The following is a 21,334-nucleotide window of genomic DNA, read 5'->3' as shown; positions in this document are numbered from 1 at the left end:
CTTGCGCGACCGGAACTCGTCTAGACGATTAACTTTCAATGAATTTTGTACGTTAAAGTTAAGTTAACGTTTTACAATGGACATTGTTTGTATCGCCTGAGGAAAGGCGAGAAACCGCCGGATGGCCGCTGCCCAAAAAATGGGCGCGCTCCGAGTTTGCGCTGTTCGGTGAAGGCGCGCTGCGGCATAATTGGCGCAAGCAGCGTATGCTGCCCCTGCGGAAGTGGCCATTTGAGGCCGAATCGGCGCTGCAGCGCAGCACCCCGCGGCCCTAGAGTAATGAACATTTAAGACGAATTGTTTCTCAAATATGTGGATTACCCATGCGACAGATCAGTCTTCTCGCCCTGACGAAGTCGACCGGAGGCATTGCTCTCTACAACAAGTTGCTGCTCTCGGAGCTGCGTCGGATCGGGGTGCGCTCGCACACTCTTTGCCTTTCTGAAAACTCCGAAGCCTATGCTGCCGACCTGACCCGGCGCGGGCTCGGGGCGGAGCCGGTCGAGATGGCGCGCTACAGCATCGATCTAGGCGGTGATGCGCGCGTGCTGCGCCGCGTCATCGAGGCCAGTCGCGAGCAGGACGCGGATGTCATCGTCTGCCACGGCAGCAAGTCGGGGTTCATTGGGCGTGCCGCGGGGCGGATCACCGGTCGGCCGGTGGTGTATCGACAGGCGTCGATGCCTTTCCAGCGGCGGGTGCAGGGGGCGAAGGCCCCGTTCTACTGGGCTCTGGACTTCGCAGCGCGGGGGTTTGGCGGGCACGTGGTGACGCTGACCGATCACGCGCGGGACCAGACGCTGAGGGCAAAGCTCATGCCGCCCGAGCGGGTCAGCGTGATCCGCACCGGCGTGGATGTGGACCGGTTTCGCCCGGCACGGGAGCGGGCCGAGGCGCGCCGTGCGCTGGGGCTGGATCCCGAGCGGCCGGTCGTCGGCTGGATGGGGCGTATCGAGCCGCAGAAGGCGCCGCTCGACTACGTCGAGGCGCTGCGCGACCTGGTGGCGCGATATCCCCACGTCCAGTTCGTGATGGCGGGGGAGGGCCGTTTGCAGGCCGAGGTCGACCAGGCACTGCAGGCGGCCGGGCTGGCCGGCAGGGTGCGGATGCTTGGCTGGCAAGCCGACCCCGTCGCTGCGTTGCAGGCCTTCGATGTCTACGTGCTGAGCTCTCACTGGGAGGGGCTTCCGATCACCCTGCTCGAGGCCATGGCCTGCGGCTGCTGCTGCATCTCGACCGACGTGGACGGCTGCTCGGACGCGCTGGAGGACGGCATCAGCGGGCGTCTTGTGGCGGCTGCGGACACCACGGGCCTTGCCCGGGCGCTGAACAGCGTTCTGCACGATCCGGAGCTGCGCTGCCGCTACGCCGCCGCGGGGCGGGAGCGCGCAGTGACGCTCTTCGACAAGGAAACCATGGTGGCCAAATGGGTGGAGCTGCTGTCTCAGCTGACTGCGGGGCGGGCTTCCGTGCCGGTTGCTGGCGCGGCAGGAGCGGCATCGGAGGGCGGACAATGAGACCGGACAGCACCTCCTCCCTGACGCGGGCCCTCGGTGAGACGGACCTCGCCGCGGCCCAGCCGCTGCGGATCTGCATGATCATTTCGTCCTACCACCCGATCGTCGGCGGTGCCGAAAAACAGGTGGCGCAACTGGCCGGGTTGATGACCGGGCAGGGGCACGAGGTCTTTATCCTCACCCGCCGCTACCCGGGCTTGCCCGCCGCCGAAACCATTGACGGGGTCAAGGTCCGGCGCATCGCTATGCGCAAGCCGGCAAAGGGGGTGGGCTTCATTCTCGGGGCCGCGCGCATGGTGCGCGACCTCAACCCCGACGTGATCCACTGCCATTCGCTCTTTTCCCCGTCGCTGGCTGGGGCGCTCGGCAAGCGCTGGACCGGAGCGCCGCTGCTGGCCAAGCCGATGTGCGGCGGCGAGGCGAGTTCCATCGCGCAGAAGCCACTCGGTCGCCAGCGGCTGGGTTACATGGCGCGGGTGGTCGACCGCTTTCCGATGGTCAGCCGCGAGATCGAGGTGGAACTTACCGACCTCGGGGTCCCGGCGGAAAAGCTGCGCTTCATTCCCAACGGCGTCGACGGAGCGCGCTTCTGCCCGGCCAAGACCCAGGTCGACAAGGACAAGTTGCGCCTAAGCCTCGGCCTGCCCGCGGGACCGCTCTTCCTGTTTGCCGGCCGGCTCGCGGCGCAGAAGCGTCTGCCGCTGCTGCTCGAGGCGTGGTCGGACGTCCGGACGCGCATCCCGCAGGCGACGCTGGCGATCGCCGGGGCCAACCGGTCCTCCGGCTCGGGTTACCAGGCAACCTTTGGCGAGGGCGACGAGATTCCCGAGGCGCTGCTGCAGCAGCCGGGTGTGCGCATGCTGGGACACGTGGCGGACATGCCGAACCTGCTGCGCGCCGTTGATGTCTTCGTGCTGCCCTCGGCCCGCGAGGGGCTGTCCAACGCGCTTCTCGAGGCCTGCGCTTCGGGGCTGGCCTGCATCACCGCGCGCACCGGCGGGGCGATGGACTTCATGGTCGAAGGCGAGAACGGGCTGCTGTTCGATGTCGACGACCGCTGCGCGCTCGCCAAAGCGCTCGAAAAGATGGCCGGCGACTCCGAGCTGCGCGCCCGGCTCGGCGCCGCGGCGCTGCGCACGGTGGCCGAGAGCTACGACATTCGCCAGACCGCGACGTCGCTGCTGGGTCAATATGTCGAACTGGGGGCCGGCGCGCGCGCTGCGGCCGCCCGGAGGGTGTGACATGAGCGATACCTCCCCGATCTTCATTCTCGGCCTGCAGCGCGGTGGCACAAACCAGTTGCTCAACGCGCTGCGCTCGCATCCCGACACGGTCTGGCCCGATGGCGAGATGCACGAGGTGCTGCGCCCGAAGCCTGCGGTTCGCGCCGACGTCTTCCAGGCCCTGGCCGGCTACCTGCCCACCGTTCTGCGCAGCGGCGACATCATGAACCCCCGTCAGGCCCCGGGGCCGCTGCGTCCGCGCGACAGGGCCTGGATCGCCCGCGAGCTCGCCCGTGCCACCGCCCGCAACCTGCCCGAGGTCAGGCGCTACAAGCGCGCGCTGGCAGCGCAGGGGCTGGGGCCGAGCTTTCCCTCGGGGCGCAACCGGATGCTGGTCAAGGTGATGAACTACAACATCGGTCTCGCCACCGAGCTCGACCGGATCTATCCCGGAGCCCGCTTCGTGGGGCTGGTGCGCGATCCCTACGGCATCTGCGAGAGCATGATGGCCCGCGGCGCGGATCCGGCAAAGATCCTGCCGCTCTACCGTTATTTCGGCGAGACCTTGCTGCGACTCGAGGCGCGAGGCCTGCCGCTGAAGGTGGTCCGGCTCGAAGACATGATCACCGATTTCCGCAAAACCGTGGACGAGGTCTTCGCGCTGTGCGGACTTGAGCCCGGGGTGACCCAGGGGTTGTGCCTGCAGAGCAAGGAGCGGATCACCGACGCAAGCGGACGCGTGGTGGGGACGCGCAAGGTCGACACCTTCCATGCCTTTGACCACGTGAACGGGCACATGCGGGGAGACGTCAACGACATGGCGCGTGCGAGCCTCGCCCCCGAGGTCGCCGGCATGATCCAGAAGAACTGCGCGGCGATCATGGAGCGGTTTGGCTATCTGGCGCCCAAGGTCCTTGGGTGAAGAGGCGGCGGGGCGCGCTGCCCCGCCTGACCGATGGCACCTCTGCGTGGTTCACAACCCTAGCCTCGGATATCTGCTTGACGGCACTCCGCAAGAAACTTAAGGAGTGCCACACCCCCGGCGAGTTGGCGGAGTGGTGACGCAGCGGATTGCAAATCCGTCCACACCGGTTCGATTCCGGTACTCGCCTCCATATTATTCTACTGGGCATTTAAGCTGTTTTAGCCCTCTTCGGAGGAGCGCGAAATCGCCCAGTTTACACGGTGGTTTACAGGCCACCGGTTTCAGCCTCATCAGCGACACGAAAAGGGCCGCGAGGGTCTCTCCTCGCAGCCCTTGGTTTTTTGTCGGCTATGATGCCGGATCAGGCGGTCAGGCCCAGCCTGGAGAATCAGCGGAGCGCGGCGGCTCGGTCATTGTTCGACTGCGCCTCGATCCGGATCAGCGCGGCGCGGACCTGGTCCCGCGGCGCACCGAAATCGAGCGGCGCATAGCCGAGGAGCTTCAGGAAGACCCCGGCGAGCGCTACCGCGCCGGTGTCGACCATCGGCGCCACCCGCGTCCGGCCGGTATGCAGCGCGAACACATGGTCGTAGACGGGCAGGCCCGCAATGCAGGGGTGACGGACCTCGCACCAGGCCGCCGCAAGCGTCAGGTCGTCCCGGGTCTGGTTCAGCGCAATCATGCCCCGCCCCGCTTGGCCTCTTTCTTGGCGGCCTTGCGCTCAGCCTTCTCGACCTTCTTCCGGGCCTTCTTCAGCTTGCGGTGCACCTCGTCCGAGACTTCGGGTACGAGCGCGGCGTAACGCTCGATGACATTTGCCGCGTGGCGCAGCCCCCAGCCCATAGTCACCGCGATCTGGTTGAGCGAGCAGTCAGCGCGCAGAAGCGCCGTCGCCGCCGTGCCGCGCATGTCGTAGGGGCGCAGCTCATCCCTGATGCGCACCTTCAGCAGGCCATCATCGACCTTCTTGTTGTGCCTGATTTTGAGGTCGCGGATGATCTGGGACGCGCGTAGCGCCGTCAGTGGCTTGCCGGTCAAGGAGGTCACCAGCAGATCCTGCCCCTCGGGAAGGCTGTCGATCACCTCGCCCAGAGCCTCGGTCACAGGCAGACTGACGGGGTTGTCCGTCTTTTTCCTGGCGAAGAACAGGCGCCGGCCTTTCGGAGTGGTCTGCACATGCCGACGCCGAAGCAAGCCGACATCCTGCGGGGCCAGGCCCCCCTCGCTGAACGCGACCACCACGGCCTTTTCTTCAGGGCGTGCCTCGTCCAGAAGCATCTGGATCTCTTCCGGCATCCAAATGACCTGCGCCCTGTTCGACGAATAGAGCTTCTTCTGGCCTTTGTGGTGATGGAATTCGAGCGCGTGATCGGTGTCGACACACCAATTCAAGAAGGTTGTCACGGCGCCGCCCGCGTAGTCGTATTGCCTCGGTGAATTCTTCCACTTCGTGCGCCATTCGCGGATTTCTCCGATGGCCTCACGTTCCTGAAACATCGCGAGAGGATCCTCTCCGAACTCCGCCTCGAATGAGGTCAGGAACTTCTCGTAGTCATCCCGCGTCCGTGGTGCCAACCCGTTGAATTCGGCAGAGTCGCGATAGCGCTGCAGGGCGAGTGACGTGGATTTGCTGTCCGCCGCCGGAATCCGCATGTCCCTCTGGGCCTTCATGGCCGCATCGTAGGCCGAGACGTAGCGTGCATCGGTCGCATCGAAGGCCATGGAGCTGTCCCAGAACTTCGGGCCGCCTCTGAAGGCATAGTGATACTGGCGGTCAGGACCGTTCTTGCGCGACTTCGTGACCCGATGCACACCCTTAATGCGGTGTTCTTGATGATTACTTGCCACGACGCTGCCTCCGCATTTCAGTCAGGCTCCGGGGTTCGTTATTTTCGGTCGGCGCCTCCGGTGGCGTGAAGCCCCGAAGAGAGAGCCCCTGCGCCTCGTTGAGGCGGTGCCGCACATGATGCGGATCATAGAGATCGCTCCGGCCGGGCACCGGTTTGATGTCGAGCGACTTGAGCCACCCACGGAATGCCGAGGTGACACCAGAATAGCGCATCGCTTCGGCCAACTCGGATCCCGTCATGAGGGGCGGCAGCCACGGGTAGGAAGGGAGGGTGTCGAACATTTTTTCATCCTTTGCGTGTCGTTGTACGCAGGAAGTGCGATCGTTCCCGACCAGGCGGCCGGAACTGTGAATACGGTGCGTTATCTCGGGTCCGGCGCGCCGGCCGTGAGCAGCAGAAGGACTGCCGGCGCGCCGTCATGCAGTTGATTTTACTGCATGTTTCTGGATCATAAGGCCTGTCTTAGGGCCTCGATGGCGGCCTCGGCGGCGAGCCGATCCTGGATGGCTTCGAGAAGAAACTTGAGCTCGAGAATGACCGCGAGGGCTTTCGAAAGACCGTCCACCTCCTCTGTCGTCCTGGCCTCTTGCCAGAACACCGGTGAGACATTGCCTTCGCCCGCCTCGGCCCGGTCGACCACGAAGGTGCATTCGGTGATCCGCTCAACGAGCGGGGTCTCCAAGGCGTTGAGGTGGTCGAGAACCTGCGGCGCAAATATCTCGCGCGCGCCGAACATCCTCACCAGCAGCTCCGGCCCTGTTCGCTCCTGCGGCGCCAGCCGATGGAGCACGTCCTCGCGAATTGCTATAGCGGCAATTCGGGCGGTGGAGAGCGCCTCGGCGGCGAGGTCTTCGAGAGTCGGGTAAGTCTCGAGGCCGCTCATCGGGCGCCTCCCGCCAAGCCGCGGCCTTGCAGTAGGCGGCGGTTGTGCTGCGCCGCTGCGCGCCCCTCGGCCTGCCAGCGGCGGCGTTCCTCGAGCCGCACCCGGCGATGGTCGGCCGCGATGTCCGCTGCGGCCTGCATGCGGGCGCGAAGAGCGTGCAGCCGCTCCATCAGACCTTCGTCCAGTCGTCCGATGCGAGGGTCGCCGTGTTTCTCTGCCTCGAAGCCCGGGTGATCGAGACTGACGAGTAACGTCCGCTCGAGGGTGAAACGCGATGGCCGGTCAAGGCCGGCCGCTTCGATGCTGGTGGGCTGCCGGATGCTCACCTCGCGGCCCCGGTTCGAGTTGCCGTAGGCGGAAGTGCCGTAGGCGAGCTTGGCGAAGCGGTGCAGGCCGAGTCGGGGCGTGTCGAGGACGAGGCAGGGCCGCATCTTGGGCGTCTCCCCATCGGGGACATCCTCAGTCGTCGGAAAGCGGAAGAGGACGACGTCGCCGAGCGCGAGATCCTGCTGCCAGTCGTGGGGGTGTTGGTCGAACATATAAGCTCCTGTCGTAACGTGAAACGACGGCAGCTTTTCCTTCAAAGGCCCCATGGCCCCTTGCCGCTGCGCGTCACGAGGCGCGTGCGGCGGCAAGGGGGATGGGGCTTGGTATCGCCCCCGGGAAGATCTCCTCGGCCAGTGCGTTCTCTGCCGGTGTGGGTGACAGGTCCGACACGATGTTAGGCAGCTTCTCGGGCGGTCTTCGGCCGGGGTCGGGCCGGGTCGGGGTCGGTCGTGCGAAGCGCTGGTTGCGCTTTGCGGGGCCTTCGGGGGACAGGTGGAGGGGCTGGTGCCTCGCTGAGAGGTTGGGCCTGGGCCTGCGGCGTGGCAAGCCCCCCTGTGGCGGCGGCGGAGGTGTCTCACGCCAGTTGAGCGGGACCGGGCGCGCCCGCTCGGCGGTATTTGAGGCGGGCGCCGGCGGGCGGCCACGACGATACCATGTGGCACGGGAAATGCCGTGGGCTTCCCAGGGCTTGTCGCGCGAGACGCGGTGGGTTGCGAGGTACTCTTCGCGCGGCACCATTCCCTTCGCGCGGCGGCGGCTGGACTCCCGCTCCAGCCGCCGCCGGCCCCTTTCTGCCTCGGAATGGATCTGCTTCAGGTGCAGGCGGCGGGCGAGGTCGTCGGAGACGCCCAGCATTTCGGCTATGCGCCCCCCCGAATAGTAGTATCTCTCCTGCTCGCCCTTATGGCGCCGCTCCGCCGCGCGGATCAAAGTGGAGACTTCGGCGGATGGCAGGCCGGCACAGTAGCGTGCGGCAGCCTCGACTTCGGCTTCCAGATCGAGGTTCCCGTGTTGGTGCGTAAGGCAGGTGGCGACGAGGTGCAGCCACGTGTTCCGCAGTCCCTCGGGCACCTGCGCGCCCCAGTGGCGAGCCAGTGCCATCAGGTCGCCCCGCACCTGCGCGAAGCGGGGTGCGGGGGCGAGGCCGCGCGGGCCACCGGCCGGTTTTGCCTGCCGCTCCAACTTCCGGGCTTTGCGCCGCGCCATCTCCGCCCGGGTGGGCTGTCCGGCAGCGGTGTGGATCATATCGGCCAGAGGGTCGAAATCATGACGCTGTAGGGTGCCGTCAACAACGGTAACAGTACGGCCGCACTTGGTATTGACCGTCTCGGGGATCCGGAAGATGCGGGCGGCATCGCAGCAGGAGCGATCGGCTCCAAAGGCCATGAAAAGCCCGATCAGGCAGCGCTGCGCCGCCCGCCAGCGTGGCTCGGCGGCGGCGGGCAATGCGTGAAGCAGCCAGAGCAGGGCGAGGCCCCGACCGGTGTCGGTAATGACCGAGGGCAGCGGCAGGCCGAGGCCCTGTGCCGCCGTCTGCACCGCCTGTGCAACCTGCTCCGGTGCGCGCCCGTGCCATCGCGGCACGTCCCGATAATCGAGGTCCAGCGCCAGCACGTTCAGCGCCGCCAGCCGACCGCCGGACCGCGGGCCATGAAAGCGATGCAGGGTCACGTAGGATGAGGTGTCAAGCCAGACCGCGGCAGCGACAGGCAGCGCATCGGGCCGGAATGTGCGGGCGCAGCGCTTGTCGCCTTCGATCCGCATGAGCGTCGCCGAACCATGCGCTCCGAGCGGGTGCAGCAGGCGCAAGTAATCCTCCGCCGGCATCCGAGCGGCGGCGGGGCGGGCGTCAATGAAGGTTTGGTGCTGCGAGAGATCCATGGGGAGGACCTAAGTCCAGGCGGCACTCTTCAGAAATTGACGTAAAGTCATGCTGAAGATCGTTATCGGGCCACCCCGGATGCTCCGAAATCCTGATCAGGTAGTCGACCCTCGGCCGCCGCGCATCACAGGAAAGGAACCTCCGATGCATGTTCTCCCCGTTGGCCTGCCAGTACTTCTGCCGGGCATGGTCGCCCTCGAGGCGGCGAAGCTGAAGCTCCAGCTCAACGCCGCCGTCTCGGACCGGCTCCGCGAAGCGATGAGCCGGCATGAAGTGACGTGCTACGCCCGCCTGCACTTCGACACTCGCGGCGGGTTCAAGACGCTGACCATCAGCCTCGAGCGCCTCTCGGCGGAAGATTTCGAGGTCATGCTTTCGTGGGACACCTTCGGACTGCTTCGCTACCGGCTCGAGGAGCAGGTCGTCGCCGCATACCTGAACTGCGCCGTCAACCGCCGACTGAAGTGGGGGCGCGAGCTGGCGCATCTCGACGACGAGGCGCTTGAGGCTCTCCGGCTGCGCTGCCACTCGCGCATCGGCTCCGACCGACTGTCCAACACTCATCTGCAAGAGGCGTTTCTCGGCCGGCTCGCCGACGCAGAGGTCGCGGAGCGCCAGCGCGACGGCTCGAAACACCGAAGGCTTCAGGCCATCAAACAGGCCAAGCCCTTGCAGGAACTTCTGGAAGCAGAGCGTGCCGATGCAGAGCTCGATGGCGCGCGGCATCCCGATCTCAACGGCAGCAACTACTACGGCGTGGCGGCCAAAGCGCCCGAGGAGACCCGCAAGATCTACGACTACCGGGCCTATCACGCCGAACGGCGCGAGGGCTTTCCCCTGTTCGACATCTGGGGTGAGCCCTGGCCGAAACGCGGCCGGCCCAGGCGGGTGGCACCGGACGGCCAAGAGGTCGCGAAGGCCGGTTGACCGGGCGGTGGACGCCTTGCGCGCCCGGCATCGACGCGCATCACACGAAGGAAGTCTTCCATGAAAGACGCAGTCGACATGCTCCGCCACACCAAGGCTGAGAAAGCCGCGCACGAGGCCGCCCTGGCCGAGATTATCACTGGGACCGGAGGCTGCGCCACCGGCGCCTGCCGGCGGATCCTGAGGGCGTAGAGGTGGACGAGGAGATCGGCCCGCTTTCGACCAGCGAGATCATCGCCGTCGCGCTCGCCTTCGGTCGGCTGGACATGCTGCTCGAGGACCACGCCGATTTCCGCGCTGCATGGCACCGGCTCGACACGCGGCAGCGCCGCCTCGTCGACACGGTGGCCCGCGCGCCCTGGCGGCGGGGCTGAGCCGGAGAGGCTCTGAAGAATGGGCGGCAGCGCCAATCGGGGCGCGACATTCTCGCCAAGCGCAAGGCGTTCAACATGGCAAAGAGAGTTCTCCATCTACAATACGGCAACGGTCGGTCCTTCCTGAACGGCCACGTCACGTTGCTGGGCCGCGATTCCCATCGCGAGTTCCTTGTGGACGATTCCAAGGTGGTCGCGCGCCGCGACCTCGACCTGCGAAGAGCACCCCGCGAACGAGTTCAATCGGTCTGGCCGTTTCAGGATTTCGTGCTCAACGGCAAGTTTCCTGACGAGCGCAATGCACGTCAGCGAGGAGAGCGGGAGCTTGACGAAACGCACCGTCGATTCGACGACTGAGCGGCTTCTCGGGTCGGCACCCTGCCGCGACCGGCTTCACCCGCCGCCCCTCACCCTCTGCCGCTGACGCGGCCGCCAGGCGCATTTCTTGGCCCTCTCGTTCATTGCGAATTTCGGCGGTTGCTTGGGTTGCGGGGTGGCCACTGTTTCGTTTTCGAGATCGATGGTCTTGTCGCTCTCTGGGTCGATGTCGGCCTTGAGCCGTCCTTCAGCCCAAGAAATCGCGGCCTGCCATGGGTCGAGCGCGTCGAGGTGTGGGGCGGCTTCGATAACGTCGGCCCGAGCGGTGGTGGTTTCGGCGACGCCGATTTTCGCTTTGTCCTTGATTACTTCCGCTTTGCGCGCCGCCTCGGTTTCGGCGGCGATCCGCTGCGACCTTTCCAGCCGCGCCTTCTCGCGCTCGGCGTCCCGCAGGATCAGCCAGCTCTCCCAGAGTGCCTCGTTCGCGGCCCGTGTTTTCGCGCGAGCCTGTCCGAGGTAGGTGTCGTCGCTACCTGTCTCCAGTTCTCGCCGCCGACCACGCGCGGCGTTCCGTGGCCCGAGCTTGGTCTGCGGGGTCAGCCCATCGGGCGCGTCGCCAGCCAATGCAGCCGCCTCATAGCTGCGCAGATCGACACGGGTCGCCACCCCGGCCTTTTCCAGCTGCCGGTTGACGCGCCGCTGCCATTCCTCACGGATCTGCTGGACGCATTCTGGTCCGGTTTTCACGTCATCGAGGTCGCGGATTTTCCTGCCGAATCTTTGCGTTTCCTCGTCCCAGACTCGGGTCGGGCACAGGATATGTACATGCTGGTTCAGCGCATTGCCCCGTTCGTCCTTGCGCGGCTTGGCTGGCTTTTTCCGGCCCTCGGTCTGCGGGATCATGTCGGCGACGACCTCGTCATCGACGCCATGGGCAAGCGGGTGATGGATCGCCGCCATTGAGGAAATTCTGTAGCGGTCGTGCAGCCAGAGGCAAAAGCCGCGGACCAGAACGCGCTGCGTCTCGAGCGGTAGCTCGTGCGGCAGAGACACCAGAATTTCACGTGCGAGCCGGGCGCGGGGGTGTTTCTCCGAAGCGCTCGCGAAGTTCCAGATCCGCTCGGGATCATGCGGCATCTTGATCGACTCGACCGAGACAACATCGCGCCGGCGGGAATAGTTCTTCACTCGTTCGGTGCGGTCGCAGCGGTAGCGCCCGCCCGCACAATAGGCCGCCGCCGCTACGATGGAAGCGGTGTTGGCTCGGTTGCGAATCTTCACCTCAAGGCGTGATGCTTTGTGTCTCATAGCGAGGAGGTGGTGCCTGGTGCCGACCCTCGCTCCCGGAAAAAAGCCCGCCGCAGGCGCGCGGCAACTCCCCCGGAGTTGCGTAACCGCGCCCTTCGCCTTTTCAGGCTCGGTGGGGGCGCCTTTCGCCGCCATCGGGCGCACGGGAATTTTCGAGGAGCGGCACAGGCACTGGGGCTGCATTTCCCGTTCGGTGACAACGAACCGAATGGAGATGACCATGACACACACTGAGAAACAGATCGCTGCGCTGGAGGCGAAGATCGCGCGGGAACGCGAGAAACTGGCCGATGCGAAGGCCAAGGCGGCCGCCCAGAGCCGCAAGCGCGACACCCGTCGCAAGATCCTGTTCGGCTACGCCTTCCTCGACTGGCTGACTGCCTTGCCGAGGTCCGAGCGGCAACGCATTCTAAAGCTCGTTCATGTTCGCCTGAAAGAAAGGGAACGCATAGCGTTCCCTTTGGCTGAAATACTCAATCACGTCGATGCCGCTGCGGTGGCCCATACCTCAGCGAAGAAGGACGACGCCGAGACGGCGCAGCTGCCGTTTCCCTTAGAACATTCTTGACCGTTCGCAAGAACACCGGTGGCCTCGATGAGGGCGCAAACTCAGCAGGCTTCTAGCACGATCTCCGGCAGCACGACTTCCCAGGTATCGCGCCGAAGCTTGGATCGGTGTTCTTCGCTGCTCTCATGAGCGCGACGAGAGACAATCGCGCCGACCTCGGTTGAAACGATGCGCTGACCGGCGGGAACATCCCACCCGCCTTTCATCATGATCAGAGTGCGCCCGTCCAAGTCCCGGACCGCCCAACGGGAACCATCTTTCACCAGCGCGAGCCTGTCGCCGACCTGGGCCTCGGCGATCGCGGCGAGGCAGCGGTCTTCATCGCGCAAACGCCCGGGCCAATCTATGAATACCTGGCTCATGTCAGGCATCAGATATGTGCGATCTGGCGGCAGTTCGCGCGCATCGGGCAGCGCCGTTTGCCTGCGCAGGATGTTGTCGCCATCTGCTGGCATGAACGCATGTGCCCCCTGTGTCATCACCGCAAGGCTGCGCCGCGCTCGAGTCATGGCCACGTAGAACAGCCGGCGCGGCGCATCCAGATCTTCGTTCCTTGACGGCCTGTCCCAACCGCCGTTTAGGATCACGACATCGTCAAACTCGAGCCCCTTGGCCCGGTGCGCGGTCATCAGCAACAGTCCCCGCTGCTCGCCCCGTGCATCGCGTGCCCATTCGCCGAACCACTCTATAAGATCGGGGACCGAGACCTGTCCGGTACCGATCTCTTGCGCCAGCGCGGCGATGCCCTCAGCGATAAGGTTGGTCCAACGATTGCTCTGCAGGGCATTCACCACATCCAGCAAGTCCGTCACCCCAAGAACGTGTGTTCGATCGCGGCTCATACGATCGATGAACTGTCGCATCTCTCGCAAGCGCCAGAGGCTTGGCAGGCTTTCATTAGCCATCTCGACTGGGATCCCTTGTGCCTCAGCAAAGGAGCGCACCGGGGCAAGTTGCCGCCAGTTTCGCGCGATGATGGCCGTGCGCGACCAGTTCCACCCTGGCTCCTGCGCCTGCAGACGCTGCAGCTCGGACACGGCGACGACGGCTTGCGACCGATCTCCCGGTGGACAGTGGATCAATTGGACTCGCCCTTGCCCGACTGGGTCGCAAGTCTCCATGACACCGCCCGCCGCTTCTTTACGGCGCTTTCGGTCGATGGTGATGTCATGACCCAGCTTCATCCGGTCAGATGCCCCGGCTATCACCGTGTTGGAGGCCTCGATGATATGGCGGGTGGAGCGATAGTTCTCGACCAGAAACTCGGGCTTTGCCCGGTAATCCTGCTCGAACTGTCGGATGAATTTGATGGACGCCCCGGCGAACGCATAGATGTTCTGATCGTCATCCCCCACCGCGAAGAGACTGAGCTTCATGTCCTCGTCGTCGATTGTCCGCCCTGCGACGGCGGCGATCAGGGCATATTCCTCGGGGCCGATGTCCTGATATTCGTCTACGAGGATCCATCGATACCCTTGGATCAGCGTCTCGCGCTGCGCCTCGGCTTCGGTCTTGCTCAGTCCCTCTCCGGTCAGCTGGCGCACCGCCTCCATGACGATACCGTCAAAATCCCGGCTCTCGGCTTGCGCCCCGGCAAAGCTGGCGCCCACAAGTCGCATGGCCATTGCATGACAGGTCGAGACCGTCACGCCGAATGCCTCGTCTCCGACCAGATGCCGAAGCCGTGCCCGGATCTCCACCGCTGCGTGGCGGTTATAGCTCAGAACAAGAATGCTGCGCGGATCTTCACGCCGGACGCGGATCAGGTAGGCAATGCGGTGCACCAAGACACGGGTCTTGCCCGAGCCCGGGCCTGCAAGGACCAGCACATTGGTGGCGTCCCGGTCGTCGGCTACGATCTTTTGCTGCACGGGATTGTCCAGCACCTCGACAACATTCTGCCACGACTTCCCAGTTGTCTGTCGCTTTACTTCGGTCGTCTTGCCCTTCATCCAGCGGCCCATGAAGCCTTCCTGATCGAGGGCGAAATAATCCTCTGTCAGGCGGATGGCGTCTTGCATCGAGGACAGCCCGGTTTCCGCATAAGCCGCCATGACGTGGGTCTGCACCGTCTGTTCGTCGTAATGCTCTTGCAGCGGGGCGAAATCCTTGACCAGAAATTGCGTCTTTCCCGGCGCAAGCTGCACCGTCATCGCAGGCCGGAACACGGTCAGCCCTTTGCCAAGGGTCACCACCTCTTGCTCGTGCAGCCAGAGAAGTCCTCGGTCCATTAACCGGGTCATCTCCTTGACCTGGCTCCGGAGGAACGCGTCGCTCGTCAAACTCGCCAGCATGTCGCCCAGCGTGGTTTCGATCTGTTGGTCCTTGCCCCGCTGACCTTTTTCGAGCCGCCCCAACAAATGCTCCACCAGTGCCTCGCCAGCTTGGCGACGCAGCGCGGCCGACTGCTCCAAAACCGACCAGGACCGCTGCAAGGTGACGAACAGCGTGTCCCGAGAGGCCTTGCGCAGCCGGACATTGCCCTTGCCCCCGTCCAAGTCGCGGCCGTCGCGCGCCATGCCGCGCAACAGCTTCTCGACCACGTCAGGGCGGACATGACTATGCCCTTGGTCGCGCAGCTGCTGGCTGGCGAGTTGCAGGTTGAAGGGTGTGCTGACTGCGTCCTCTGCGTCGGGCGCCTCTTCCCTCATGAATGCGATCAGGTCTGTTTCGAGCCGTGTCGTCTGACTAAGCCGCTTGCGGGAATCGTCCGGCACTCCGAAATGCACAAAGACCGTAACCGCGGTATCGTTCCGGGCGATCCCGAGGGTTTCGAGGTCGGCCATGGCTTTGGTCAGCTGCCCGCCGGTCAATCCGCTCACGCCGGTAAGCTCGTCGGTCGATATGCCCTCATCAGGCGGCGCATTCATCAGGTGGCGGACGATGTCCATCAACTGCGTCCGGCGCATCCCGGTGATCTGCGCCTTGTCCAGTCGCAACCCAGCCTCTTTGGTGTCGCGCACCCGAAGCGACGACGGGAAAACCTGCACACGGTTCTCTTCGCGCGAGACCAGCCTGGCCTCCTCCAGCCAAGAGACCGCGGTCTTAACCCGCGTGTCGTCGGTCGCACTTTCGCGCTGAAACTCGCGGTCATGTTCCTGCCGCACGATCTCGCCCGAGGTGGCGACGACCGTGCCCGTGCTACGGGTGCGGACATCCATCCGGCGAAGCGCCTTCAGAATGGCCCCGATCTCGCGCCGGTCAAGACGCGATCGCGCCGACAACTGGAACTGGCGTTCGACATCGTCTGGCGCGTATAGCAGCACACAATTGGCGTGATCCCGATCCCGCCCCGCGCGGCCTGCCTCCTGCAGGTAATTTTCGAGCGATCCGGGAATATCGCCATGAACCACCAGCCTGATATCAGGCTTGTCGATGCCCATCCCGAAAGCATTTGTGGCGGCAATGACCCGCAATTCGCCGACGCGGAACCTCTCTTGGATGGTTTTTTTCTCATCCGGTGTCAGGCCCGCATGATAGCGCTCTGCCAACAAGCCCTGCTGTTGAAGGAACTGCGCGACGTCCTCTGTCGCTTTACGCGTCGCGCAATATACTACAGCGCCAGAGGCCCCTTCGGCGGGAAGCCTCTGTTCGATCACATCAAGGATATCGGCCAACTTCGTCCGCTTGCCGGTCGCGCGGACCTCGAAACTCAGATTCGAACGCGAGGCGCCGCCATCCAGCAGCAGCAGCTCGGTTCCAAGTCTTTGATGGAAATGGTCCCTGATATCGGCCACCACTTCGGGCTTGGCTGTGGCGGTCAGGCAGATCACCGGAGCCGGATCTCCGTCTCCTGCCGTCTCACGGATGAACCGAGATATATAGCGATAGTCGGGTCGAAAATCGTGCCCCCACTTTGAAACGCAATGCGCCTCGTCCAACACCCAAAGCCCGATCTCGCGCTGCTTCAGAGCTGAACGCACCGATATGCTGCGCAATTGTTCTGGCGAGATCAGCAGCATCGCAGCCTCGCCCATACAGACCCTGTCGAGTGCATCCTGACGTTCGGGCAGCGAAAGCATCCCGTTCACCGTGACCGCAGAAGAGATCCCCGCACGTTCCATCCCCGCCACCTGGTCCGCCATCAGCGCGACGAGTGGCGAGATCACGACCGTCAGCGCGCCGGTTCGGTCGAACTTGGCCAGCGCCGGGATCTGGTAGCAGACGGATTTTCCGGTCCCGGTTGGCAGGATACCAAGAAGGCTGTTGCCGCGCATACCCTCATCGACGATGCGCTCCTGCAAGGGGCGACCGTCTGCGTCCGTGGGCGCGGGCCGAAACCCGTCGAAACCGAACCAGCGAGAAAGCGCCTTAACTGGGTCGGCCTTCTCGCGGCACCACGCGCAGTCAGCGGCATCGCAGGCGGTGTCGCGCAGGCGTTTCACCATTCGCGCTGCGTCCGGAAACTGCATTCGCACCCAGGGCGGCATGACAGAATCGCCGCCGGCGACCGAAATCCATGCCACCGCATAGGCCAAAGGCCAGCCGGTATGCGGCGCACCGACCTGGTCCAGAACGTCCTGCACCGCCGTCGCGCAGGCCTCGTCGGCCAGCAAACCCTGCAGCGCCTGCCGCGCCTCGGCACCTGTGGGAACAGAAGCGCCACGCACGTAGCTGAACACGGCGTTGAACCCCTGATCCTGCTCGTCTCGCGTCGTCAGATAGTGGTAGGCAGTCACGGTCTCCGGCGCCGTGGCATTCAACGCGCGGAAGGCGTTGAGTTGATTTTGCAGCACGTCGAATACAAGCCGCGCGTCTGCCTCTGGATCGTTGACATGCCCCGACAGCAGCCGTCCGTCATGATAGTGCTTGACGAGGTGGTGATACGGGTTGCGCGGAAAGGCCAAAGGATTGAGCCAGAGCGTGTCGATCGGCGCTTCGGCAAGTTGCAACAGTCTCGGCCGCATGGCCGCCAGATGCGGCAGGTCATGGCGCAGGATATTGTGCCCGATGAGGTGCCGTGTTTCACCGAGGTCTGCCTCCAACTGATCCAGCGCGCCCGCCATGTCGCCTTTTTGGCAACGCAATGCTGGCCTGTCGTCACAGCGCACCGCCGCCAGGTCGAATACGCGCGCGGTTTTCGGGTCGATCTCGAGGTCGACAGACAGGCATCGTGCCAGGAATGGATCAGGTTGGTTGACGGTCTGTAGCAGGGGGCACCGGTGGAGCTATTTATATCAACAACTTATCTGAGATGCTTGGCCTGGCGTGGTCAAGCATGACACAGTATTTGACGTCGCCCGACCGCAAGGCCTGTGTTCGCAAAAGCACTTACTCAAAATGAAAGAACGTAATCATTGTCGAGTTTGTTAAGGCCTCGCAAATATTCCAAATTGATCATCAATAACTTGCACGAACCCGATAATCCTCCAGAATCGCGACGAAAAGATCGCGGCAAATAAAATTGCCCGAAAATTTATATGAGCGAATTTTACAACACGAACGCCGAGAAATTCCTGCAAGACACTCAAAACGCCGACATGTCGTCCCTTCGCGATCGATTTCTCGCTGCAGTCCCGAAAACTTATGCCGGGATTGCTCGCATCCTTGATGCCGGGACAGGATCCGGTCGCGAGGCGCGCGCACTTCACCTCGCAGGATACCAGGCTGAGGCATTTTCCGCCTCACCTTCCATGGTGCGTGCGGCGACCGCTTTTTCCGGTGTTCCCGCCCGGCAGATGCTCTTTGAAGATTTCGAGTGGGAACACTCTTTCGAGGGCATCTGGGCCTGCGCTTCTCTCCTACACGTCGAGCGCGGCGACTTGCCGGATGTCTTGCGAAGATTGGCAGACCATTTGGTCTCTGCGGGGGCTCTGTATGCCTCGTTTAAGATTGGCGACGGCGACCGGCAAGAGGCGGCGCGACAATTCTCCGACATGACTGAGGAATCCTTTGCGGCGCTCCTGGACGAATGCCCGTCGCTCCGGCAGGTTAAATTTTGGCGGACTGAAGACCGCCGTCCGAATAGAAAAGACGACCTTTGGCTCAATGCCTTGATGAGAAAAGCCTGACGAGTGCCCTCCGAGATTACCCGACCTAAGTCAAAACCATCCTGCCCGTGCTGCGCGCCATCCATCGTGAAGATAGTCGAGTGCGATGCTCAAACCATCCTGATCCGAGATGGAATGGCCATCATTCTCGCGCCGCGACGCCATGTGACCCGTTGGCGCGACCTTTCGGAGCCTGAACAAGCTGCCCTTGTTGCACGCATCACGCCGGCGCAGGCGCTCTTGGAGGGTGATGGCGGCCTGGCGCCCGTCAAACTTATTGAAACCACCGAGCACTTCCATATTCGGCTGGATGTTCCCAGCATCGCCTTTAGCCCCATCCCCGGCGCGCCACATGATCGCGCATTGATCTCCGGCGGCGAGGATGCGCTGCACGCTCATCTGCGCCCCTTGATTGACCAGGCGCAATCTGTCGATCTGGCTGTATCCTTCCTGATGACCTCGGGAGCGCGTTTGGTCCTGCCTCATCTGCGCGACCTTTTGGAACGCGGTGGTCGGCTTCGGCTGCTCACAGGCGACTACCTCGACGTGACCGAGCCGACTGCACTGCGCCTGATGGAGGATCTGGACCACGACCGCCGGCTCTACGTTTTCCGAGCTACCAGCATCCCATTTCACCCGAAGGCATGGATGTTTTCTTTTGCCGATGGAGCCGGGGCGATGATCGTCGGCTCGTCGAACCTTTCCCGTTCGGCATTGACCGATGGTGTCGAGTGGAACCTACGCCACTTTGATCGGTCAGAGGCTGCGCCTTTGACCGCTGCCCGAGAGGCTTTCGAAGACCTGCTGGTCCGAGCAGAGGTGACAGAACTCTCGGGGGAATGGATCGACAGCTATGAGGCCCGCCGGATTCCCCCCTTGCCAATGCACTCCGGCGTTCCGGAAGAGACACCCGAAGATGCGCCCAAGCCCCACGACATCCAGAGAGAAGCCCTGAACGCTTTGGCTGCCACGCGCGTCAAGGGGTATCGCGCCGGGCTGGTCGTGCTTGCAACTGGCCTCGGCAAGACCTTCCTTGCCGCATTCGACAGCCAGCCGGCCACACGCATTCTCTTCGTTGCCCATCGCGAAGAGATCCTGACCCAGGCCATGGAGGCTTTCCGCGCTGTAAGACCCAAGGCACGCCTCGGTCGGTTCGGCGGGGGCGACAAGGATTTCGACGCGGATGTCCTTTTTGCCTCGATCCAGACGCTCTCCCGTAACCAGCACCTGCAACGCTTCGCTCCAGACGCCTTCGACTACATTGTCGTCGACGAATTTCACCACGCCGCCGCGGCGACCTACCGCAGGATCATCGACCACTTCACCCCGAAATTCCTGCTAGGCTTGACGGCAACACCAGACCGCAGCGATGGTGGCGATCTTCTGGGCCTTTGCGAAGAGAACCTCGTATATGAATGTGACCTCTGGTCCGGTATCGATCGCGAACTTCTGGCCCCGTTCAAATACTTCGGCGTGCCCGACCCTGTGGAGTATGCGCAGATCCCCTGGCGCAGCGGCAAGTTCGACGAGGCCGCGCTGACCTTGGCCGTCGCTACGCAGGCGCGCGCGGAAAACGCCCTTGATCAATTGGCCCGGCGCGGCGGCAAGAAGGCTATCGGCTTCTGCGTCTCGCGCCGCCACGCAGATTTCATGGCCGAGTTCTCGCAGGCGCGGGGATTGCGTGCTGTCGCCGTACATTCCGGCGACACGTCATCCCCGCGCGCCAGCGCCCTCAAGGCCCTCGAAGACGGCGACCTCGACATTGTCTATGCCGTTGACATGTTCAACGAAGGAGTGGACGTGCCGTCTATCGACACCGTGCTGATGCTGCGCCCGACTGAAAGCCCTGTGATCTGGCTCCAGCAACTCGGGCGCGGCCTGCGCCGCTCAATCGGCAAGACCCACCTTGCCGTGATCGACTACATCGGCAACCACCGGATCTTCCTCACCAAGGCGCGCACACTGCTACAGAGCGGCGCAGGCGAAGGTGCCCTGCGAATGGCACTCGAGAGGTTCGAGCGCCATGAGATCATCTTCCCTGCAGGCTGCGAGGTCACTTACGATCTCGAAGCCCTCGACATCCTTAGATCCTTAATTCGGCTGCCACGCGACGGCGAGGAACTGGCAGCCTTCTATCGCGATTTCCGGGATCGGCATGGCGTCCGCCCAACCGCATCTGAGGTTCAACACGCAGGCTTCAACCCAGGCCGCACGGGGCATGCTGGATGGTTCGGCTTCGTCAATGACATGGGCGACCTCACCGGCAGTGACCATGCCGCCTGGACGTCGCACAAAGGTCTGCTCGACGAAATTGAAACAACCCGCATGACGCGCAGCTACAAGATGCTGGCGTTGCGCGGCATGATCGAGGCCGGAGCCTTCCCGGGCCACATCTCTGTTAAGACTCTTGCCGAGCGCATTGCTCGCCTTGCTAAGCGAAACCCTGAAATCCAGGCGGATATCAGCGTCGCCCCGGACGACCTTGAGGCCGTTCAGGCCATGCTCACGAAATACGCCTTGAAGCTCTTGGGCGACACCAAATGGTTCCGCTTCGGCCCTGGCGTATTCGAGACCACCCTTGACGACAACGGCGACATCTCGCTTGCCAATCTCGCCTCGGAACTCGTCGACTGGCGGATACTTCGTTACTTGCAAACCCGCAGCGTGACCTACGATCAGCACGAAACAAGCCCTCTTGCCGAAGCAACCGAAGCACCTGCCGCGCCTCTCTCTCCTCCTGCTACGGGCCCCCAGATCTGGGAAGAATACCCGCGCGACCGTATCCCACCGCTCTTTGGCGCGGTTTTCAACACTGGCTCTTGGAATTCCGGCATCGTCGTCATCCCAGATGCCAAGGCCATGGTGCTGCTTGTGACCATGGATAAGAGCAGCATGTCCGTCGGTGACCACTACGCCGACGCGTTCGTCAGTCCCACCCGTTTTGTCTGGCAGACCCAAACCAGCACTCGACGAAATAGCGCCCGCGGACGAATCATTTCAGGGGAAGAACCAGGCTGGAGCGTGCACCTATTCATCCGAAAATCGAAACTTCGTGATGGTCGCGCGGCGCCTTTTCGATATGCGGGGCCAGTTCATTTCGCCGGGTGGGAAGGCGAGGCGCCAATCACTGTGCAACTGAATCTACCCGATGCATTACCCGAGGGCTTGCGCACACTTTTCGGCATGAAGTGAGCGATCGGCGATACTGGCGTCGGTGCGATAGCTCATACCTCAACCCTTTG

General features: G+C 63.6%; 18 protein-coding genes and 1 tRNA gene. 11 read left to right on the top strand and 8 right to left on the bottom strand.

From position 1 onward, the window contains the following. Positions 1-323 precede the first annotated feature (323 nt). From BM397_RS08075 to BM397_RS08060, 4 genes are all read left to right on the top strand, one after another. Positions 324-1,517: a glycosyltransferase gene (locus BM397_RS08075; RefSeq protein WP_092422834.1), complete on the top strand. Its 1,194-nt coding sequence runs from the start codon at positions 324-326 to the stop codon at positions 1,515-1,517. Then, positions 1,514-2,758, top strand: a complete 1,245-nt coding sequence (locus BM397_RS08070) for a glycosyltransferase family 4 protein (protein WP_176806553.1) — start codon at positions 1,514-1,516, stop codon at positions 2,756-2,758. The genes BM397_RS08075 and BM397_RS08070 overlap by 4 nt, the downstream gene beginning before the upstream one ends. Before the next feature lies 1 nt (position 2,759). Beyond that, positions 2,760-3,662 (top strand): sulfotransferase, encoded by a 903-nt coding sequence (locus BM397_RS08065; RefSeq protein WP_176806551.1) that lies wholly within the window; start codon positions 2,760-2,762, stop codon positions 3,660-3,662. Positions 3,663-3,781: 119 nt separating this feature from the next. Continuing rightward, a tRNA-Cys gene (locus BM397_RS08060) sits at positions 3,782-3,855 on the top strand. A 198-nt stretch (positions 3,856-4,053) separates the two neighbouring features. Here BM397_RS08060 and BM397_RS08055 read toward each other — a convergent pair. The 6 genes from BM397_RS08055 to BM397_RS08030 all read right to left on the bottom strand — a co-directional run bounded on the left by BM397_RS08055 (position 4,054) and on the right by BM397_RS08030 (position 8,606). Continuing rightward, a complete protein-coding gene (locus BM397_RS08055) occupies positions 4,054-4,347 on the bottom strand; it encodes a hypothetical protein (RefSeq protein WP_092422829.1) in 294 nt (97 codons plus the stop codon). Further along, on the bottom strand, positions 4,344-5,387 hold the full coding sequence (locus BM397_RS08050) for a tyrosine-type recombinase/integrase (protein WP_092422827.1): 1,044 nt from the start codon (positions 5,385-5,387) through the stop codon (positions 4,344-4,346). Before BM397_RS08050 ends, BM397_RS08055 begins: the two co-directional genes overlap by 4 nt. Positions 5,388-5,502: 115 nt before the next feature. Further along, positions 5,503-5,796 (bottom strand): hypothetical protein, encoded by a 294-nt coding sequence (locus BM397_RS08045; RefSeq protein ID WP_092422825.1) that lies wholly within the window; start codon positions 5,794-5,796, stop codon positions 5,503-5,505. Positions 5,797-5,963: 167 nt separating this feature from the next. Next, a complete protein-coding gene (locus tag BM397_RS08040; protein ID WP_092422823.1) occupies positions 5,964-6,398 on the bottom strand; it encodes a hypothetical protein in 435 nt (144 codons plus the stop codon). Further along, positions 6,395-6,937 (bottom strand): hypothetical protein, encoded by a 543-nt coding sequence (locus tag BM397_RS08035; RefSeq protein ID WP_092567373.1) that lies wholly within the window; start codon positions 6,935-6,937, stop codon positions 6,395-6,397. The genes BM397_RS08040 and BM397_RS08035 overlap by 4 nt, the downstream gene beginning before the upstream one ends. Positions 6,938-7,010: 73 nt before the next feature. Beyond that, positions 7,011-8,606, bottom strand: a complete 1,596-nt coding sequence (locus BM397_RS08030; protein WP_092422819.1) for a hypothetical protein — start codon at positions 8,604-8,606, stop codon at positions 7,011-7,013. Positions 8,607-8,751: 145 nt separating this feature from the next. Between BM397_RS08030 and BM397_RS08025 the strand changes: the two genes are divergently transcribed. The 4 genes from BM397_RS08025 (at position 8,752) to BM397_RS28950 (ending at position 10,265) form a co-directional block, all read left to right on the top strand. Beyond that, positions 8,752-9,534 carry a hypothetical protein gene (locus BM397_RS08025; RefSeq protein ID WP_092422817.1) on the top strand — a complete coding sequence of 261 codons (783 nt, stop codon included), beginning with the start codon at positions 8,752-8,754 and terminating at the stop codon, positions 9,532-9,534. Positions 9,535-9,594: 60 nt separating this feature from the next. Then, entirely contained in the window at positions 9,595-9,726 is a 132-nt protein-coding gene (locus BM397_RS29640) for a hypothetical protein (protein ID WP_256218745.1), read from the top strand. A gap of 2 nt (positions 9,727-9,728) precedes the next feature. Beyond that, positions 9,729-9,908 (top strand): hypothetical protein, encoded by a 180-nt coding sequence (locus tag BM397_RS08020; RefSeq protein ID WP_092422815.1) that lies wholly within the window; start codon positions 9,729-9,731, stop codon positions 9,906-9,908. Between the two features lie 75 nt (positions 9,909-9,983). Then, positions 9,984-10,265, top strand: coding sequence for a hypothetical protein (locus tag BM397_RS28950; RefSeq protein WP_143015355.1), 282 nt, complete (start codon positions 9,984-9,986; stop codon positions 10,263-10,265). 36 nt (positions 10,266-10,301) lie between these two features. Here BM397_RS28950 and BM397_RS08010 read toward each other — a convergent pair whose 3' ends face one another. Next, positions 10,302-11,756, bottom strand: a complete 1,455-nt coding sequence (locus BM397_RS08010) for a MobA/MobL family protein (protein ID WP_092422811.1) — start codon at positions 11,754-11,756, stop codon at positions 10,302-10,304. Between BM397_RS08010 and BM397_RS08005 the strand changes: the two genes are divergently transcribed. Further along, complete coding sequence (locus tag BM397_RS08005; protein ID WP_092422809.1) at positions 11,755-12,102, top strand: hypothetical protein; 348 nt, start codon at positions 11,755-11,757, stop codon at positions 12,100-12,102. The two genes, BM397_RS08010 and BM397_RS08005, sit on opposite strands and share 2 nt — an antisense overlap. Positions 12,103-12,143: 41 nt before the next feature. Here BM397_RS08005 and BM397_RS08000 read toward each other — a convergent pair whose 3' ends face one another. Then, positions 12,144-17,108 (bottom strand): RecQ family ATP-dependent DNA helicase, encoded by a 4,965-nt coding sequence (locus BM397_RS08000; RefSeq protein WP_245696020.1) that lies wholly within the window; start codon positions 17,106-17,108, stop codon positions 12,144-12,146. A 414-nt stretch (positions 17,109-17,522) separates the two neighbouring features. Between BM397_RS08000 and BM397_RS07995 the strand changes: the two genes are divergently transcribed. Together BM397_RS07995 and BM397_RS07990 are read left to right on the top strand one after the other, a co-directional pair. Beyond that, the gene (locus tag BM397_RS07995) at positions 17,523-18,113 is read left to right on the top strand and encodes a class I SAM-dependent methyltransferase (protein ID WP_092422805.1); all 591 of its coding nucleotides are present in this window, start codon (positions 17,523-17,525) and stop codon (positions 18,111-18,113) included. A gap of 114 nt (positions 18,114-18,227) precedes the next feature. Continuing rightward, positions 18,228-21,284, top strand: coding sequence for a DUF3427 domain-containing protein (locus BM397_RS07990; RefSeq protein ID WP_092422803.1), 3,057 nt, complete (start codon positions 18,228-18,230; stop codon positions 21,282-21,284). The last annotated feature ends 50 nt before the right edge of the window (positions 21,285-21,334 follow it).

It is taken from the genome of Alloyangia pacifica (assembly GCF_900116195.1).
In the GTDB taxonomy this organism is placed as follows: Bacteria; Pseudomonadota; Alphaproteobacteria; order Rhodobacterales; family Rhodobacteraceae; genus Salipiger; species Salipiger pacificus.
Note: the sequence above shows the minus strand (reverse complement) of the source record. Positions and strands in the feature narration are given on the sequence as shown.

Excerpts from the sequence above, each read along its gene's own strand:
- BM397_RS08005 (WP_092422809.1), top strand. The coding sequence starts at position 11,755 with ATGACACACACTGAGAAACAGATCGCTGCGCTGGAGGCGAAGATCGCG.
- BM397_RS08035 (WP_092567373.1), bottom strand. The coding sequence starts at position 6,937 with ATGTTCGACCAACACCCCCACGACTGGCAGCAGGATCTCGCGCTCGGC.
- BM397_RS08050 (WP_092422827.1), bottom strand. The coding sequence starts at position 5,387 with ATGGCCTTCGATGCGACCGATGCACGCTACGTCTCGGCCTACGATGCG.
- BM397_RS08010 (WP_092422811.1), bottom strand. The coding sequence starts at position 11,756 with ATGGTCATCTCCATTCGGTTCGTTGTCACCGAACGGGAAATGCAGCCC.
- BM397_RS29640 (WP_256218745.1), top strand. The coding sequence starts at position 9,595 with ATGAAAGACGCAGTCGACATGCTCCGCCACACCAAGGCTGAGAAAGCC.
- BM397_RS08030 (WP_092422819.1), bottom strand. The coding sequence starts at position 8,606 with ATGGATCTCTCGCAGCACCAAACCTTCATTGACGCCCGCCCCGCCGCC.
- BM397_RS08045 (WP_092422825.1), bottom strand. The coding sequence starts at position 5,796 with ATGTTCGACACCCTCCCTTCCTACCCGTGGCTGCCGCCCCTCATGACG.
- BM397_RS08025 (WP_092422817.1), top strand. The coding sequence starts at position 8,752 with ATGCATGTTCTCCCCGTTGGCCTGCCAGTACTTCTGCCGGGCATGGTC.
- BM397_RS07990 (WP_092422803.1), top strand. The coding sequence starts at position 18,228 with ATGGCCATCATTCTCGCGCCGCGACGCCATGTGACCCGTTGGCGCGAC.
- BM397_RS08040 (WP_092422823.1), bottom strand. The coding sequence starts at position 6,398 with ATGAGCGGCCTCGAGACTTACCCGACTCTCGAAGACCTCGCCGCCGAG.
- BM397_RS08000 (WP_245696020.1), bottom strand. The coding sequence starts at position 17,108 with ATGGCGGGCGCGCTGGATCAGTTGGAGGCAGACCTCGGTGAAACACGG.
- BM397_RS28950 (WP_143015355.1), top strand. The coding sequence starts at position 9,984 with ATGGCAAAGAGAGTTCTCCATCTACAATACGGCAACGGTCGGTCCTTC.
- BM397_RS07995 (WP_092422805.1), top strand. The coding sequence starts at position 17,523 with ATGAGCGAATTTTACAACACGAACGCCGAGAAATTCCTGCAAGACACT.
- BM397_RS08065 (WP_176806551.1), top strand. The coding sequence starts at position 2,760 with ATGAGCGATACCTCCCCGATCTTCATTCTCGGCCTGCAGCGCGGTGGC.
- BM397_RS08070 (WP_176806553.1), top strand. The coding sequence starts at position 1,514 with ATGAGACCGGACAGCACCTCCTCCCTGACGCGGGCCCTCGGTGAGACG.
- BM397_RS08055 (WP_092422829.1), bottom strand. The coding sequence starts at position 4,347 with ATGATTGCGCTGAACCAGACCCGGGACGACCTGACGCTTGCGGCGGCC.
- BM397_RS08075 (WP_092422834.1), top strand. The coding sequence starts at position 324 with ATGCGACAGATCAGTCTTCTCGCCCTGACGAAGTCGACCGGAGGCATT.